Below are 15,909 nucleotides of genomic sequence, written 5' to 3' on the forward strand. Positions count from 1 at the left end.
GCACGGGCGTGCCGTCGGGTGACCGTTAGAGAAAAGATTGCTATGATCCGCCAGCCGGGAAAATCCCGGCTTTTTTGCGTCTGTGCCCTTGAGGTCGCAGGCTATCCCAGGCATGCAGCGGTCATGCCGATCCCTTCACAGGGCATGGCTCGGATGCCATGGTTCGAATACAACTGCACGCGACCGAAGGCCGGCTAAGGCTGCTGCCGCGGTTTTCGTCTGGGCTTACCGGAACGAGAGGTGATTTCGCGAATGGCAACGGTAGACCGCTGGCTTTTGCCAGATGGCATCGAAGAGGTGCTGCCGCCGGAGGCGGCGCGTATCGAAACGGCGCGTCGGCGCGTGCTGGACCTGTTCCAGTGCTGGGGCTACGAGCTGGTCATCACCCCGCACGTGGAGTTTCTCGAGTCGTTGCTCACCGGTTCCGGGCAGGATCTGGATCTGCGTACGTTCAAGGTCATCGACCCGCTTTCCGGTCGCCAGATGGGGCTGCGGGCTGATATCACGCCACAAGTGGCCCGGGTCGACGCGCATACCCTGCGTCGCGAAGGTCCCAGTCGCCTGTGCTATGCCGGTAGTGTGTTGCATGCCAAGCCGCAGGCGCTTTCCACCTCGCGCAGCCCTATCCAGTTGGGGGCTGAGCTGTATGGTGATGCGTCTGCTGCCAGTGATATCGAGGTCATCAGTCTGATGCTGGAAATGCTTGAGCTTGCAGAGGTGCCGGATGTGCATATGGATCTCGGGCATGTGGGCATCTATCGCGGTCTGGCCAAGGCTGCCGGGCTGAGCGGCGAAGCCGAGCAGCGGTTGTTCGATGCGCTGCAGCGCAAGGCGATGGACGAGATTGCCGAGCAGACTGCTGCGCTCGATCCTGCCTTGACCGGCATGCTGCGCGCGCTGGCGCGGCTGTGCGGCGGACGGGAAGTGCTCGATCAGGCGCGTATGGCGCTGGCGGCTGCGCCCGCCGAGGTGCGGGCCGCGCTGGAAACGCTGACGGCCATTGCCGATCAGTTGGCGGCGCGTTATCCGGATGTGCCGCTGTATTTCGATTTGGGCGAGTTGCGTGGCTATCACTACCATACTGGAGTGGTGTTCGCGGTGTTCGTACCCGGCGTCGGTCAGTCGATCGCGCAGGGTGGTCGTTATGACGACATTGGTGCCGACTTCGGTCGCGCACGCCCGGCGACGGGTTTCTCCACCGACCTGAAGACGCTGGTCAGTCTGGGCGGTGCTGATCTTTCCGCGCCTGTGTCGGGCGTTTGGGCGCCGCAAGACGGTGAACCGGGTCTGTGGGATGCGGTCCGTCAGCTGCGGCGTCAGGGTGAGCGCGTGGTGCAAGCCCTTGATGGGCAGTCGCGAGCCGATGCTGCGCAGCTCGGCTGCGACCGGCAATTGCAATTGAAGGATGGTGTCTGGACGGTGGCTTCGCTGGCGTCCTGATGGCTGTGGCGCCGCGCTGCGGCGCTGGCCTGGTTTCGATTATCGCCGGTTGCGACCGGCATGCTTCGCCGAAGAGGACAGAGGGTTATGGGTAAGAACGTCGTGGTCCTGGGCACCCAGTGGGGTGATGAGGGCAAGGGCAAGATCGTCGATCTGCTGACCGATCAGGCGGCTGCGGTCGTGCGTTACCAGGGCGGCCACAATGCCGGACATACCCTGGTCATCGACGGTGAGAAGACCGTGCTGCACCTGATTCCGTCCGGCATCCTGCGTGACAATGTGCAGTGTCTGATCGGCAACGGCGTGGTGGTCGCTCCCGATGCGCTGCTGCGTGAGATCACCAAGCTGGAAGAAAAGGGCGTGCCGGTACGCGAGCGCCTGCGCATCAGTCCGTCCTGTACGCTGATCCTGCCGTACCACGTGGCGCTGGATCAGGCGCGTGAGGCTTCGCGCTCGGAAGGCAAGATCGGTACGACGGGTCGTGGCATTGGCCCGGCTTACGAGGACAAGGTTGCACGTCGCGGCCTGCGCATTGCTGACCTGTTCAACCCAGAGCGCTTCGCGGTCAAGCTGCGCGAGCTGCTGGAATACCACAACTTCGTGCTGCAGAACTTCTACAAGGTCGAGCCGGTTGATTTCCAGAAGACCCTAGATGAGGCGCTCGGCTACGCGGAAATCCTCAAGCCGTTGATCACCGATGTCACCGCCCGCCTGCACGAGCTGCGCAAGCAGGGCGCCTGCATCATGTTCGAGGGCGCGCAGGGCTCGCTGCTGGACATCGACCATGGCACCTATCCCTACGTCACCAGCTCCAGCACCACTGCCGGCGGCACTGCCACCGGTTCGGGCTTCGGTCCGCTGTATCTGGATTACATTCTCGGTATCACCAAGGCATACACCACGCGCGTGGGTTCCGGTCCGTTCCCGACCGAGCTGTTCGATGATATCGGTGCTCGCCTGGCCGAGCGCGGTCACGAGTTCGGTTCCACTACCGGTCGTGCGCGGCGCTGTGGCTGGTTCGATGCAGTGATCCTGCGTCGTGCCATCGAGATCAATAGTATATCCGGCATCTGCCTGACCAAGCTCGACGTGCTCGATGGTCTGGAAACCATCCGCATATGTGTCGGTTACAAGGATCGTAACGGCGATGTTCTGGTTGACGCGCCGACCGATGCGGACAGCTATGACGGCCTGCAGCCGGTATACGAAGAGATGCCGGGCTGGAGCGAGTCGACTGTTGGTGCGAAGACCATTGATGAGCTGCCCGCCAATGCGCGCGCGTACATCAAGCGTCTCGAGGAGCTGGTCGAGGCGCCGGTGGATATCATCTCCACCGGCCCGGATCGCAACGAAACCATTGTGCTGCGCCACCCTTACGCCTGATCTAGGCTGCAGGTACAAAAAGACCGCCTTCGGGCGGTCTTCTTTTGTCTGGCGTTGCCGGCTATCGGAAGGGGCAGTTCAATCAGTTGCTCGCCGAAACGAAAAAACCGAGCCAGGGCTCGGTTTTTTCTTGAAGAGTGGTGCCCAGGAGAAGACTCGAACTTCCACGGTGTTGCCACCGCTAGGACCTGAACCTAGTGCGTCTACCAATTCCGCCACCTGGGCACATTGCGATGATCGCTCACCGACTTTTGCCATTTCACCGATCAGATCGGTCGAAGTCGGCTTCTTCGTCTTGCATGAGACTCGCCATGTCGCAGCGGGTTTCATTTGAATAAGTGGTGCCCAGGAGAAGACTCGAACTTCCACGGTGTTGCCACCGCTAGGACCTGAACCTAGTGCGTCTACCAATTCCGCCACCTGGGCACTAGAAACGATGATACTAAGCCGTTTCCGTGTTACAACGTCTGCCAGACATTGTGGGCGCGAACTATACGGCTGAGGTTTGGCCTTGTAAACCCCTGATGGCGAAAAATAATTCGCGTGAAAGCTGCCGTCCGGGAGCGATTCGCGCTTCAATAGAAGAAGGGCGTTCTGGCCCTATAAATGAATGAAAGGTGACATCTCTTAATGGCCGATTGGCAATCCCTCGATCCCGAGGCCGCTCGTGAAGCGGAAAAGTACGACAACCCCATTCCCAGTCGCGAGCTGATTCTCCAGCATCTCGGTGAGCGCGGCTCCCCGGCGGCCCGCGAAGAGCTGGTTGAAGAGTTCGGACTGGTGTCCGAAGAAGATATCGAAGCGCTGCGTCGCCGCCTGCGAGCGATGGAGCGTGATGGTCAGCTAATCTACACCCGGCGCGGCACCTATGCCCCGGTGGACAAGCTGGACCTGGTCTGCGGTCGCGTCAGTGGGCACCGCGACGGCTTCGGCTTTCTCATCCCGGATGACGGCAGCGATGACCTGTTTCTCAGCCCCGCGCAGATGCGCCTGGTGTTCGACGGCGACCGCTGTCTGGCGCGCGTTGCCGGGCTTGATCGGCGTGGGCGTCGTGAGGGCGCGATCGTTGAAGTGATCAGTCGGGCTCACGAAAGCATCGTTGGTCGCTACCACATTGAGAGCGACGTCGGTTTTGTCATTCCTGACAACCCGAAAATCCAGCAGGAAGTGCTGGTGACGCCGGGCCGCGCGCTCGACGCCAAACCGGGGCAGTTTGTCGAGGTCAAGATCACTCACTGGCCGACCCAGCGCTTCCAGCCGCAGGGCGACATCGTTGAGGTGATCGGCAACTACATGGCGCCGGGCATGGAAATCGACGTGGCGCTACGCAGCTTCGATATCCCGCATGTCTGGCCGGAAGCGGTGCTGAAGGAAGCGTCCCGGCTGAAGCTCGAGGTCGAGGAAAAGGACAAGCACAAGCGCGTCGATCTGCGCCATCTACCGTTCGTGACCATCGATGGTGAAGACGCGCGCGACTTCGACGATGCGGTCTATTGCGAGAAGCCTGGCGGCTGGAAGCTCCTGACAGGAGGTTTCCGCCTGTATGTCGCCATTGCCGACGTGTCGCACTACGTCAAGGTCGACTCGGCGCTCGACAAGGAGGCCGTGGTTCGCGGCAACTCGGTGTACTTCCCTGAGCGGGTGGTGCCCATGCTGCCCGAGCAGCTTTCCAACGGGCTCTGTTCGCTGAATCCGCAGGTCGATCGCCTGGCCATGGTCTGCGAGATCACGCTGAGCAAGTCGGGAAAGATGACCGACTACCAGTTCTACGAGGCGGTGATTCATTCCCATGCGCGACTGACCTACAACAAGGTCAGCGCGATGCTGGAGCAGCCCAAGTCAGCCGAAGGCAAGCGGCTGAGCGGGGAGTACGCCGAAGTGTTGCCGCATCTCAAGCAGCTCTATTCGCTCTACAAGGTGCTGCTCAAGGCGCGTCATACTCGCGGCGCGATCGATTTCGAGACCCAGGAAACGCGTATCGTCTTCGGTGCCGATCGCAAGATCGCCGAGATCAAGCCGACCGAGCGCAACGATGCGCACAAGCTGATCGAGGAGTGCATGCTCTGCGCCAACGTCGCCACGGCGGCATTCCTGCAGAAGCATGAGATCCCAGCGCTTTATCGTGTCCACGATGCGCCGCCGCTGGAGCGCCAGGAAAAGCTGCGCGCCTTTCTCGGTGAACTGGGTCTCTCGTTGCACAAGGGCAAGGAAGGTCCGACGCCGAAGGATTACCAGGCGCTGCTGGAGCAGATTCAGGGGCGCCCGGATTTCCATGTGATCCAGACGGTCATGCTGCGCTCGCTGAGTCAGGCCGTATACAGCGCCGAGAACAATGGTCACTTTGGCCTGAACTACGAGGCTTACGCCCACTTCACTTCGCCAATCAGGCGTTATCCCGATCTGCTGGTGCATCGCGCCATTCGCAGTGTCATCCGCTCCCGTCGAGACACGCCTCATGTGCGCCGCGAAGGCGCTACCAGCATGCCCAAGGCGCGAATCTATCCGTACGACGAAGCCGCGCTGGAGCAGCTGGGCGAGCAATGCTCGATGACCGAGCGACGCGCCGACGAAGCTACCCGCGACGTCACTAACTGGCTTAAGTGCGAGTTCATGAAGGATCGTGTCGGCGAGGCCTTCCCTGGTGTGATTACTGCGGTGACTGGCTTCGGCCTGTTCGTCGAGCTGACAGACATCTACGTAGAAGGGCTGGTGCATGTCACTGCCATGCCGGGCGACTACTACCACTTCGATCCGTTGCACCACCGGTTGTCCGGTGAGCGCAGTGGGCGCAGTTTCCGTCTCGGCGACAGCGTCGAGGTGCGCGTCATGCGCGTCGATCTGGATGAGCGCAAGATCGATTTCGAGCTGATCGGTGGTGGTACCAAGTCTGCTCCGGGGCAGCGTGACGGTGCGAGCCGTGGACGCGAGCCGGGCAATGCCGATGTGCGCAAGAGTCGAGAGCTGAAGAAGGCATTGCTCGCCGAGGCGAAGGGCGGCAGGAAGGGCAAGAGCGAGAAGGCGGCGGGCGGGAGCAAGTCGCGATCAGGCTCGGCCAAGCCGAAATCTGCAGCCAAGTCAGGTGACAAACCCACCGGCTCGAGTGGCGGTGCCAGAAAGCGCAAGGCCAAGTCATGAGTCAGCTGGAAAAGATCTACGGCCTGCACGCTGTCGAGGCATTGCTGCGCCATCATCCCAAGCGCGTCAAGCAGGTATGGCTGGCAGAGGGGCGCGGCGATCCGCGCGCCCAGATGGTGATTGAGCTGGCTGCTCAGGCACGTGTGAGTGTCGGGCAGTGTGAGCGGCGGGAGATGGATGCCTGGGTCGAAGGCGTGCATCAGGGTGTGGTCGCCGAGGTGAGTCCCAGTCAGGTATGGGGTGAGGCCATGCTCGAGGAATTGCTTGATCGCGCCGATGGCCCGCCGCTGCTGTTGGTGCTGGATGGTGTGACGGATCCGCACAACCTCGGTGCCTGTCTGCGCACCGCGGACGCGGCCGGTGCGCTCGCCGTGATCGTGCCGAAAGACAAATCGGCCACTCTCAATGCCACCGTGCGCAAGGTTGCCTGCGGTGCGGCGGAAGTGATTCCGCTGGTCGCCGTGACCAACCTTGCGCGTACGCTGGAGAAGCTGCAGCAGCGTGGATTATGGGTCGTGGGGACGGCGGGCGAAGCTGAGCAATCACTCTACGATCAGGATCTCACCGGGCCCATCGTGCTTATCATGGGCGCCGAGGGTCGCGGTATGCGGCGCCTGACGCGTGAACACTGTGATTATCTGGTGCGCCTGCCCATGGCCGGCAGCGTCAGCAGTCTGAATGTTTCTGTGGCGACCGGCGTATGCCTGTTCGAGGCGCTGCGTCAGCGCAAGAGCGCCAAGGTCGCTGGCTGAACGCCTGACCTGCTGATCTGAAACCGATTGACCTTTTTGTGGTCAATCGGTGTCCAGGCCCGTCCGCGGAGAGCGGCTTCTCGTCATATTTTGCTTGAGGGCTCCGGGTGCTGCCGGAGCCTTGCTGGGTTAGTTACGCGGCGTCAGGCTCGTACCATGGAGGTTGTATGCAGCAGCGCCCGTCTTTCGAAAGTCTGTTCCGGCTATCCCCGAATGCTTATGTCCTGCTTGATCGTGACCTGGTCATTCTGGATGCGAATGCCGCTTACCTGACGCTTACCGGGCGAAAGCTGACGGATATCCAGGGTCAGCGCCTTCATGAAGCTTTCGCTGCCGATCCGCTCAGTCCCGAGATGACCCGAGTGCAAGAGTTGCTCGATTCGTTTGCGCGGGTGCTCAGCCGCAAGGCGGTCGATACGTTGCCGGTGATTCGTTACTCCATCGCGCGACAAACGCCGCTTGGCCCGGTTTACGAGGATCGTTACTGGAGCGCCACGCACACGCCAATCCTGGATGAGCAGGGAGAGGTCGTTGCGATTCTGCAGCACACCTCGGACATTACCGAGCTGCAGGCAATGAAAGACTCGTTGAGTCAGGCGGCAGCCGGTCGGCAGCCCTTGCAGCAGTTGGAGCAAGGCGTAATGTCCCGTGCCAGGCTGCTGCAGTCCGAAGGCGAGCAGCTGCGCCGTCTGTTCGCGCAGGCGCCTGGGTTCGTCTGCTTTCTGCGCGGCCCTGATCATGTATATGAATTGGTCAATGATGCCTATCGGCAGGTCACCGGGCACCGTCAGCTGCTTGGCAAGACGGTTCGCGAGGGATTGCCCGAGATCGAGGGGCAGGCCCTCATCGGTCTGCTCGACGAGGTCTATCGCACCGGTCAGCCGTATGTCGGCAAACGTGTATCGCTGTTCCTGAGACGCCATCCGGACAAGGAGCCACAGGAAGCGATTCTGGATTTCGTTTTGCAGCCGATCGTCGAGAACGACGGCGGGGTCATTGGCATCTTTGTTCAAGGGCAGGATGTGACCGAGCAGCAGCGCAACGAGGCGGAGCTGCAGCGTTATCGCGATCACCTGGAAGAGCTGGTCCGTGAGCGAACCCTGGCGCTGCAGCAAAGTGAGGCCGAGCGACAGGTGGCCGAGCAGGCCCTGCAGCAGGCTCAGCGGTTGGAGGCAGTGGGCAAGCTGACTGGTGGCATCGCACACGATTTCAACAACATGCTGCAGATCATCGGAGGCAACCTGCAGCTGCTGCGGCGTGGTCTCGGTAGCGATCAGACTGCAGCGCGACGGTTGGACTCGGCCGTCAGCGGGGTCGAGAAGGGTGCGCGTCTGGCGTCGCAGCTGCTGGCTTTCGCCAGCCGCCAACCATTGCTGCCGCGCCAGGTGCACTTGCCGGAGCTGCTTGAGCAGATGCACGAGCTGCTAAATGGGGCGTTGGGTTCGGCGGTACAGCTGGAGCTGGAGGTGCTGGGCGAGCCATGGCCGGTGTTCGCCGATGTCGGCAATCTACAGAGCGTAGTGTTGAACCTCGCTTCCAACGCGCGCGATGCGATGGCGGGTAGCGGACGTGTGGTGCTGCGTCTGGAGAATCGCCAGCTGGGCGAGGATGCGCCTGGCAACTCGCGTGGCGATTACGTCCTGCTCAGTGTCATCGACGAGGGCGGCGGCATGAGTGACGACGTGCGCGCACGGGCATTCGAACCCTTCTTCACCACCAAGCAGGACAGCAATGCCTCCGGTCTCGGCTTGAGCATGGTTTATGGATTCGTCAAGCAGAGCGGTGGCTTCGTTACGCTGGAGAGCGGCGAGCGCGGTGGTACCGCCGTGCATGTGCATTTGCCGCGCTGCGTCGATGACGGGCAGCGGCAGGGCGCGGGAGGTGAACTCTCGGCAGGTCCGGCCAAAGCGGTGGCGGGCGACCCGCAGCCTGACGATGTCGTGGAAAACCCCGCGGCCGATGATGCCAGTCTGAAGATCCTCTTCGTCGAGGATGACCCGACCCTGCGCATGCTTACCGGTGAAGTGATGATGGAGCTAGGGCATCAGGTCGTCGCAAGCGAGACAGCGGAAGAGGCCCTGGAGGCGCTGGGGCAGCAGCCTTTCGACGTGCTGCTGACGGATGTCGGCCTAGCCGGGATGAGCGGAATCGATCTGGCGCGTGAAGCTAGTGCGCGTCACCCGAGGTTATCGCTGGTGATCGCCTCGGGCTATGCGGTCAATGCTTCGGATGTGGGTCTCGATCGGTTGCGTACCATGCTGAAGCCGTACGATATCCACCAGGTTCGCGAGCTGCTCGATGGTATTCGCGCCGAGCGTGCGGCGCTGCGCAACTGAATGTCTAAAGCTGGTTAAATATTCACCAGTTCGCCTTGCGCCGCTGTCAGCCCTTCTCTAGAATGGCGCCCCTTGCCTGGACGGCAGGCGTTTGCGCGCCTACCTGCAAGCAAGACAACAAGTCATTCACTCCTTGCCTGACCGCTTAGTCGGCAGGCTGCAACCCGTAAGGAGCAATTATGCGTCATTACGAAATCATCTTTCTGGTTCACCCGGACCAGAGCGAGCAGGTCGGCGGCATGGTGGAGCGTTACACCAAGCTGATCGAAGAAGACGGTGGCAAGATTCACCGCCTGGAAGACTGGGGCCGTCGTCAGCTGGCTTACGCCATCAACAACGTGCACAAGGCTCACTATGTGATGCTGAACGTCGAGTGCAGTGGCAAGGCCCTGGCCGAGCTGGAAGACAACTTCCGCTACAACGACGCCGTCATCCGTAACCTGATCATTCGTCGCGACGAAGCCGAGACCGAACAGTCTGAAATGCTCAAGGCCGAGGAAAACCGTAGCGAGCGCCGCGAGCGTCGTGATCGCCCTGACAACACTGACGGCTCCAACGAGAGCGACAGTGACAGCGATAACAACGCTGACGAGTAATCCACGGATCTATTGAGGAGCCTATTTCATGGCACGTTTTTTCCGTCGTCGTAAGTTCTGCCGTTTCACCGCCGAAGGCGTGAAAGAGATCGACTACAAAGATCTCAACACCCTGAAGGCCTATATCTCCGAGACCGGCAAGATCGTTCCTAGCCGTATCACCGGAACCAAGGCACGTTATCAGCGTCAGCTGGCTACCGCTATCAAGCGCGCCCGCTACCTGGCCCTGCTGCCCTACACCGACAGCCACGGCCGTTGATCCGGCTGGTCGACAGAAGTAAAGGATAAATCGCATGCGTGCCCTGGCTGAGTTCATCATGCGCGGCCGTATGCAAGCCATCTTCGTGGTGGCGGGTGCTGCAGCGTTGCCCATGTTGTTCTGGCTGAGTGCAGCCGCGGGCTGCCTGGTGTTGTTGCGCCGTGGCCTCAACGATGCGTTGGGTGTGCTGGTCTGGGCGGTATTGCCGGCACTGGCCTGGTGGTACTTCGGCGATCCGCGAACCCTGCTGGTATTGCTGGGCTCGCTGGGGCTGGCGTTACTGCTGCGCAGTCAGGCTTCGTGGGTGCGGGTGATGTTGTGCAGTGTGGGCCTTGGGCTGCTGTATGTCTGGGCTCTCGGTGCGGTGTTCGGCGAGCCCATTGCGGCGCTGGCCAGCGAACTGCAGAAAGTGTTGCCTGATGCATTGTCAGGCGCCTATCAGCAGCTTTCGGTGGAGGAGCGCGGACGCTTGGAGTCCTTGTTGGCACCGGTACTGACCGGCCTTCTGGCTGCACTGCTGCAGGTCGTCACCCTGCTTAGCCTGATGCTTGGTCGTTACTGGCAGGCAGCGTTGTACAACCCGGGCGGTTTCGGCAGTGAGTTTCGTACGCTGCGGTTCCCGCCACTGCTGGCGGTGCTGCTGCTGGTCGGCATGCTGCTTGGACCGAACCTGGGTGCGCAGCTGGCGGTTTTGACGCCGTTGTGCAGTGTACCGCTGGTGTTTGCCGGTATCGCGCTAATGCACGGGCTGGTGGCTCAGGGGCGTCTGCCGCGATTCTGGCTGGTGGGGCTGTACGTCACGCTGGTGCTGTTCATGCAGTTGATTTATCCGTTACTGGCCGTTTTGGCCATTGTCGACAGTCTGTTTGATTTTCGTGGTCGCGCAGCCGGTAAGAATGGCGCGGGACCTGCGAACGGTGAAGGTTAAAAGTTAAGAGGTAAGACTCAAATGGAAGTCATCCTGCTGGAAAAAGTCGCAAACCTGGGCAACCTGGGCGACAAGGTAAACGTCAAGTCTGGTTACGGTCGCAACTACCTGCTGCCGCAGCGCAAGGCTACTGCTGCTACCGCAGCCAACATCGCCGAGTTCGAAGCTCGTCGTGCTGACCTGGAAAAAGCTGCTGCCGAGCGTAAGGCTTCTGCCGAAACTCGCGCCGCTCAGCTGGCCGAACTGGAAGTCACCATCACCGCTACCGCGGGCGATGAGGGCAAGCTGTTCGGTTCCATCGGCACTCACGACATCGCCGACGCACTGACCGCCTCTGGCGTTGAAGTAGCGAAGAGCGAAGTCCGTCTGCCGAACGGCACCATCCGTCAGGTTGGTGAGTACGACGTAGCTGTGCACCTGCACACCGACGTCGAAGCGACCGTCAAGCTGATCGTCGTAGCCGGCTAAGCCATCGTCTGGCACCGCTGGTGCCTGACGAGTAACATCGGGCACGTTTCCACGCGAGTGGAACGTGCCCTTTGTTTTTTTGTAGTTTCGAATTCCGAGTGCCATGAACGACATCAGTGTCCCCCAGCAATACGATCTGGAAACCGCAGCGCTCAAGGTACCGCCGCACTCCATCGAGGCAGAGCAGGCGGTGCTTGGCGGCCTGATGCTGGACAACAATGCCTGGGAGCGCGTGCTTGATCAGGTATCCGATGGCGATTTCTATCGCCACGATCATCGCCTCATCTTCCGCGCCATCTTCACCCTGGCCGAGCGCAACTCGCCGTTCGACGTGGTCACCCTGTCCGAGCAACTGGACAAGGAAGGGCACCTGCCGCAGGTCGGCGGCCTGGCCTATCTCGGTGAGCTGGCGAAGAACACGCCTTCGGTGGCGAACATCAAGGCCTACGCGCAGATCATTCGCGAGCGCGCCACATTGCGCCAGCTGATCGGCATCAGCAACGAGATCGCCGACAGCGCCTACGCGCCACAGGGGCGTACCGGCGAAGAAATTCTCGACGAAGCCGAGCGCCTGATCTTCCAGATCGCCGAAGCGCGGCCCAAGACCGGCGGACCGATCGGCATCAACGACATCCTGGTCAAAGCCATCGATCGTATCGACACCCTCTTCAATGCGGGTGAGGCGATCACCGGCCTGTCCACCGGCTTTACCGATCTCGACGAAGCCACCAACGGACTGCAACCGGCTGACCTGATCATCGTTGCCGGTCGTCCGTCCATGGGTAAGACGACATTCGCCATGAACCTTGTCGAGAATGCCGTGCTGCGCACCGACAAGGCGGTACTGGTGTTTTCCCTGGAAATGCCCGCGGACTCCATCGTCATTCGTATGCTCGCTTCGCTCGGCCGCATCGACCAGACCAAGGTCCGCGCAGGTAAGCTTGAGGACGACGACTGGCCACGGCTGACTTCCGCGGTGAATCTGCTCAACGACCGTAAGCTGTTCATCGACGATACCGCCGGTATCAGCCCGTCGGAGATGCGTGCGCGGACCCGGCGCCTGGCCCGTGAGCACGGCGAGATCGCCATGATCATGGTCGACTACCTGCAGCTGATGCAGATCCCAGGCTCGAGCGGCGACAACCGGACCAACGAGATTTCCGAGATTTCGCGCTCGCTCAAGGGCCTCGCCAAGGAATTCAACTGTCCGGTGATCGCCCTGTCGCAGCTCAACCGCTCGCTCGAACAGCGCCCCAACAAGCGCCCGGTGAACTCCGACTTGCGTGAATCGGGGGCAATCGAGCAGGACGCCGACATCATCATGTTCGTATACCGGGACGAGGTCTATCACCCCGAAACCGAGTACAAGGGCGTCGCCGAAATTATCATCGGCAAGCAGCGTAACGGTCCGATCGGCACAACGCGTCTGGCGTTCCTTGGCCGCTATTCACGCTTCGAGAACCTGGCACCGGGCAGCTACCAGTTCGACGACGAGTAAGCGTAGCTGCTGTGGCGTTTTTGACGGCGGGCTGTATGTTGTTGCCGCCCGACTCAGCCGAACGCCAGCCTGCGCGGCCCGGTCCACAGGAGTAAGATTTCGCCCACCCGCCGTTGTACAGGAAGAACTTCATGCGTCCGCTGGTTGCCACGGTCGATCTGACCGCGCTTCGTCACAACTACCTGCTCGCCAAGCAATGCGCCCCGCAGCGCCAGGCGTTTGCCGTGGTCAAGGCCAATGCCTACGGGCATGGCGCACGGGAAGCGGTTACGGCGCTACGCGAGATTGCCGACGGCTATGCCGTGGCCTGCCTGGAAGAAGCGGAAGAGGTTCGCCTCAGTGCGCCCGATGCCCGCATCCTGCTGCTGGAAGGTTGCTTCGAGCCGGCTGAGTATTTGCGCGCCGCCGAGCTTGGGCTGGATGTTGCCATCCAGGATCAGCGTCAGGCCGATTGGTTGCTGGCGGCCGATCTGCCGCGGCCGTTGAATGTGTGGTTGAAGCTGGATTCGGGCATGCACAGGCTGGGCTTCACCCTGCAAGGCCTGCGCGAATGCCATGCGCGGCTCAGGGGCAAGGCACAGATTGGCGAGCTCAACCTGATCAGCCACTTCGCCTGCGCCGATGAGCGCGGTCATGCCCTGACCGAGTTGCAGCTGGAGCGCTACAGCGAATTGCTGGCCCTGGAGTTCGATAACTGCTCGCTGGCCAACTCTGCCGCGGTGTTGACGTTGCCGCAGGCACATATGGCCTGGATTCGTCCCGGCATCATGCTTTATGGCGCCACGCCGTTCGCCGAACTGAGTGCGCAGGAACTTGGATTGCGCCCGGTGATGACGCTGACCGGTGCCCTGATCGCCGTGCGTGATGTGTCCGAAGGTGAAAGTGTCGGCTATGGCGCCAGCTGGGTCGCGCAACGCGCCTCGCGAATCGGCACGGTCAGCTGCGGCTATGCCGATGGTTACCCGCGTACCGCGCCTTCGGGCACCTCGGTGGTGATTCATGGCCAGCGCGTACCGCTGGCCGGTCGGGTCTCGATGGACATGCTGGCGGTGGATCTCACCGATCTGCCGCAGGCGCAGGTAGGGGATGCCGTGGAGTTGTGGGGCGCGCAGATGCCAATCGACGAGCTGGCCCAGGCCTGCGGGACCATCGGCTACGAGCTGCTGACCAAGGTGACCGGGCGTGTACCGCGCCGCTACATCGGTTGATCGGCGGGCCGTGCTTGCTCTTCCTGCTGGACCCAGTTCCCGCGCCCTTGATGCTTGGCTCGGTAGAGGGCCTCGTCGGCAGCTTTGTACAGCTGTGAAAATCCGTCGGCATGGCGTGGAAAGAATGCGGCGCCAACGCTAATCGTGACGGCCAGCGTGACGTCGCGGTAGGGCACCGGCTGCGACAGCTCGTGCAGCAGCCGCTCGGCGATCTGGGCGGCGTCTTGTTCGACATTCGGGCCGGTCAGCAGTACTGCAAATTCATCCCCACCCAGGCGTGCCGCCATGTCGCTGCTGCGCACCAGGTCGCGCAGGCGTTGACTGAGCGTACGCAGCAGCAGATCGCCGGCATCGTGGCCGTGGCCATCGTTGATGGGCTTGAAGTGGTCCAGGTCGATGAGCAGCAGGGCGATGGATTCACCGCGGCGTCGGGCATCGCTCAACGCCATCTCGACACGCTCGATGAGATAGCGCCGGTTGGGTAGCTCGGTCAGTGCGTCGTGAAAAGCGACCTGCTTCAGTTCGACTTCTCGTTCGCTGAGATGCCGGTTGGCTTCGGCGAGCTCGGCGGTGCGGGTTTCCACTGCCAGGCTGAGCTGCTCGGCACTGGCCTGAACCTGCCTCAGTCGCGCGCTCTTTTCCTGATCGGCATGCTCCAGCGCTGCTGCCCGTTCCTGCTTGAGGATCTGGATGCGGTAGGCCAGCGCGAAGGAGAACAGAATGGATTCTGCGGTCACCGCCAGCGGAAAGAGGTAGGCGTTCCAGGCCGCGGGCTGAACCACACCTGTGGCGCGCAGCAGGAGCAGGTTGACGCTACCCAGGATCACGCCGAAGCCGAGCAGATAAAGCAGTGCGGGGAAATAGCCCTGGCGCCAGCGACGGAACGAAGCCCACAGCGAGGCGGGAATCGCGGTGAGCGCCAGCGCCACGAATACCCAGGCGCCGAACGCGCGCCAACCGAAGGCATTGAGCAGCACGGCGGTGACATACAGCGTCAAGGCAAAGGTCAGCAGGCGGTGCGCCCAGGGCACGAACTGGCGTGTCTGCAACAGCGTCTGGGTGAAGCGGCAGGCGCTGAACCCCCAGAGTGCCGGGATGCTGATGCGGTCGAGCCAGAAGGGCACCGGGCCGTTCGGCCAGAGGTACTGAAAGCCATGGCCGGTCATCGCCAGGATCATCAGCAACGCGCCGGTGGTGGTCACCACGTACCAGAAATAGGCGCTGTCGCGCAGGCTGAGAAAGATGAACAGGTTGTACAGCAGCATCGCCAGGATGACGCCGTAGATCAGGCCGAGAAACAGGTTCTCGCCCACCGCCTGCTCCTGCAGGGCATCGAGCTGCCAGACCTTGAGCGGAAAGGAGTTGCCGGCGGGGTCGTAGCTGCGCAGGTAGAAGGTCACCGGCTGGCTGTCACCGAGTGGCGGAAGCCTGAACAGCATGCGCCGATAGGCATGGTCGCGGCCTTCGTTGAACCCGACCAGTTCGCCGGATTGCCGCTCGATCCAGCCACCGTTGCCGTCCGGCAAATAGATGCGCAGGTCTTTCAGGGTTACCGACCCGACTTCCAGCCACCATTGAAATGGTGCATCGCTTTCCCGTTGCAGGCTGACGCGGATCCACCAGGGATGCGGACTCTGTCCGACACTGGCCTTGCCTTCGGCTGGCACGAAGCGCGCCTTTACGTCCGGGCGTTGCAGGTCGTCGATGTTCAGCTCGGCTCCGGGATCGGCCAGCAGCGTGACGTGCGCATTCAGTCCGCGGCCACTGTCACTGGCACTCAGGAGGGCGGTTTCGGCATGAGCGGAGGCCTGGCTGCAAAGGCTCAGGAGCAAGGCGAAAAGGACGACGCGCACCAGACACTCCCGGGCTCGAAGCAATGGTTGAGTCGCGCGAGTATAGCGGGCGG

12 protein-coding genes and 2 tRNA genes are annotated in these 15,909 nt (G+C 61.8%); 11 read left to right on the top strand and 3 right to left on the bottom strand.

What is annotated here, in order from left to right; all coding sequences use genetic code 11:
• The first annotated feature begins 252 nt into the window (after positions 1 to 252).
• Entirely contained in the window at positions 253 to 1,440 is a 1,188-nt protein-coding gene (locus CW305_RS22280) for an ATP phosphoribosyltransferase regulatory subunit (protein ID WP_104099023.1), read from the top strand.
• 87 nt (positions 1,441 to 1,527) lie between these two features.
• The gene (locus CW305_RS22285) at positions 1,528 to 2,823 is read left to right on the top strand and encodes an adenylosuccinate synthase (protein ID WP_104099024.1); all 1,296 of its coding nucleotides are present in this window, start codon (positions 1,528 to 1,530) and stop codon (positions 2,821 to 2,823) included.
• Between the two features lie 138 nt (positions 2,824 to 2,961).
• On the opposite strand, the gene CW305_RS22290 is transcribed toward CW305_RS22285, so the two are convergent.
• Both CW305_RS22290 and CW305_RS22295 read right to left on the bottom strand, forming a co-directional pair.
• Positions 2,962 to 3,048 (bottom strand) — tRNA-Leu (locus CW305_RS22290).
• A gap of 114 nt (positions 3,049 to 3,162) precedes the next feature.
• Positions 3,163 to 3,249, bottom strand: a tRNA-Leu gene (locus CW305_RS22295).
• Positions 3,250 to 3,453: 204 nt separating this feature from the next.
• Here CW305_RS22295 and rnr point away from each other — a divergent pair.
• The 9 genes from rnr (at position 3,454) to alr (ending at position 14,003) form a co-directional block, all read left to right on the top strand.
• Positions 3,454 to 5,958: a ribonuclease R gene (gene rnr, locus CW305_RS22300; RefSeq protein ID WP_104099025.1), complete on the top strand. Its 2,505-nt coding sequence runs from the start codon at positions 3,454 to 3,456 to the stop codon at positions 5,956 to 5,958.
• A complete protein-coding gene (gene rlmB / locus CW305_RS22305; RefSeq protein ID WP_014819050.1) occupies positions 5,955 to 6,710 on the top strand; it encodes a 23S rRNA (guanosine(2251)-2'-O)-methyltransferase RlmB in 756 nt (251 codons plus the stop codon). The genes rnr and rlmB overlap by 4 nt, the downstream gene beginning before the upstream one ends.
• 167 nt (positions 6,711 to 6,877) lie before the next feature.
• Entirely contained in the window at positions 6,878 to 9,046 is a 2,169-nt protein-coding gene (locus CW305_RS22310) for a PAS domain-containing protein (protein WP_045666713.1), read from the top strand.
• 179 nt (positions 9,047 to 9,225) lie between these two features.
• Positions 9,226 to 9,642, top strand: a complete 417-nt coding sequence (gene rpsF / locus CW305_RS22315; protein ID WP_003298557.1) for a 30S ribosomal protein S6 — start codon at positions 9,226 to 9,228, stop codon at positions 9,640 to 9,642.
• A 28-nt stretch (positions 9,643 to 9,670) separates the two neighbouring features.
• The gene (gene rpsR / locus CW305_RS22320; RefSeq protein ID WP_003283112.1) at positions 9,671 to 9,901 is read left to right on the top strand and encodes a 30S ribosomal protein S18; all 231 of its coding nucleotides are present in this window, start codon (positions 9,671 to 9,673) and stop codon (positions 9,899 to 9,901) included.
• Positions 9,902 to 9,935: 34 nt separating this feature from the next.
• Positions 9,936 to 10,829: a YybS family protein gene (locus CW305_RS22325; RefSeq protein ID WP_104099026.1), complete on the top strand. Its 894-nt coding sequence runs from the start codon at positions 9,936 to 9,938 to the stop codon at positions 10,827 to 10,829.
• 21 nt (positions 10,830 to 10,850) lie between these two features.
• Positions 10,851 to 11,297 (top strand): 50S ribosomal protein L9, encoded by a 447-nt coding sequence (gene rplI / locus CW305_RS22330; protein ID WP_014819053.1) that lies wholly within the window; start codon positions 10,851 to 10,853, stop codon positions 11,295 to 11,297.
• Positions 11,298 to 11,400: 103 nt separating this feature from the next.
• Entirely contained in the window at positions 11,401 to 12,795 is a 1,395-nt protein-coding gene (dnaB, locus tag CW305_RS22335; protein ID WP_014819054.1) for a replicative DNA helicase, read from the top strand.
• Positions 12,796 to 12,926: 131 nt separating this feature from the next.
• Complete coding sequence (gene alr / locus CW305_RS22340; protein ID WP_104099027.1) at positions 12,927 to 14,003, top strand: alanine racemase; 1,077 nt, start codon at positions 12,927 to 12,929, stop codon at positions 14,001 to 14,003.
• On the opposite strand, the gene CW305_RS22345 is transcribed toward alr, so the two are convergent.
• A complete protein-coding gene (locus CW305_RS22345) occupies positions 13,991 to 15,856 on the bottom strand; it encodes a diguanylate cyclase domain-containing protein (RefSeq protein WP_042926648.1) in 1,866 nt (621 codons plus the stop codon). The genes alr and CW305_RS22345 overlap by 13 nt on opposite strands.
• Positions 15,857 to 15,909 lie beyond the last annotated feature (53 nt).

It is taken from the genome of Stutzerimonas kunmingensis (genome assembly GCF_002929225.1).
Classification (GTDB): domain Bacteria; phylum Pseudomonadota; class Gammaproteobacteria; order Pseudomonadales; family Pseudomonadaceae; genus Stutzerimonas.

Coding starts and splice junctions, on each gene's coding strand:
- CW305_RS22280 (WP_104099023.1), top strand. CDS start 253: ATGGCAACGGTAGACCGCTGGCTTTTGCCAGATGGCATCGAAGAGGTG.
- rlmB (WP_014819050.1), top strand. CDS start 5,955: ATGAGTCAGCTGGAAAAGATCTACGGCCTGCACGCTGTCGAGGCATTG.
- alr (WP_104099027.1), top strand. CDS start 12,927: ATGCGTCCGCTGGTTGCCACGGTCGATCTGACCGCGCTTCGTCACAAC.
- CW305_RS22285 (WP_104099024.1), top strand. CDS start 1,528: ATGGGTAAGAACGTCGTGGTCCTGGGCACCCAGTGGGGTGATGAGGGC.
- rpsR (WP_003283112.1), top strand. CDS start 9,671: ATGGCACGTTTTTTCCGTCGTCGTAAGTTCTGCCGTTTCACCGCCGAA.
- dnaB (WP_014819054.1), top strand. CDS start 11,401: ATGAACGACATCAGTGTCCCCCAGCAATACGATCTGGAAACCGCAGCG.
- rplI (WP_014819053.1), top strand. CDS start 10,851: ATGGAAGTCATCCTGCTGGAAAAAGTCGCAAACCTGGGCAACCTGGGC.
- CW305_RS22310 (WP_045666713.1), top strand. CDS start 6,878: ATGCAGCAGCGCCCGTCTTTCGAAAGTCTGTTCCGGCTATCCCCGAAT.
- rnr (WP_104099025.1), top strand. CDS start 3,454: ATGGCCGATTGGCAATCCCTCGATCCCGAGGCCGCTCGTGAAGCGGAA.
- CW305_RS22325 (WP_104099026.1), top strand. CDS start 9,936: ATGCGTGCCCTGGCTGAGTTCATCATGCGCGGCCGTATGCAAGCCATC.
- rpsF (WP_003298557.1), top strand. CDS start 9,226: ATGCGTCATTACGAAATCATCTTTCTGGTTCACCCGGACCAGAGCGAG.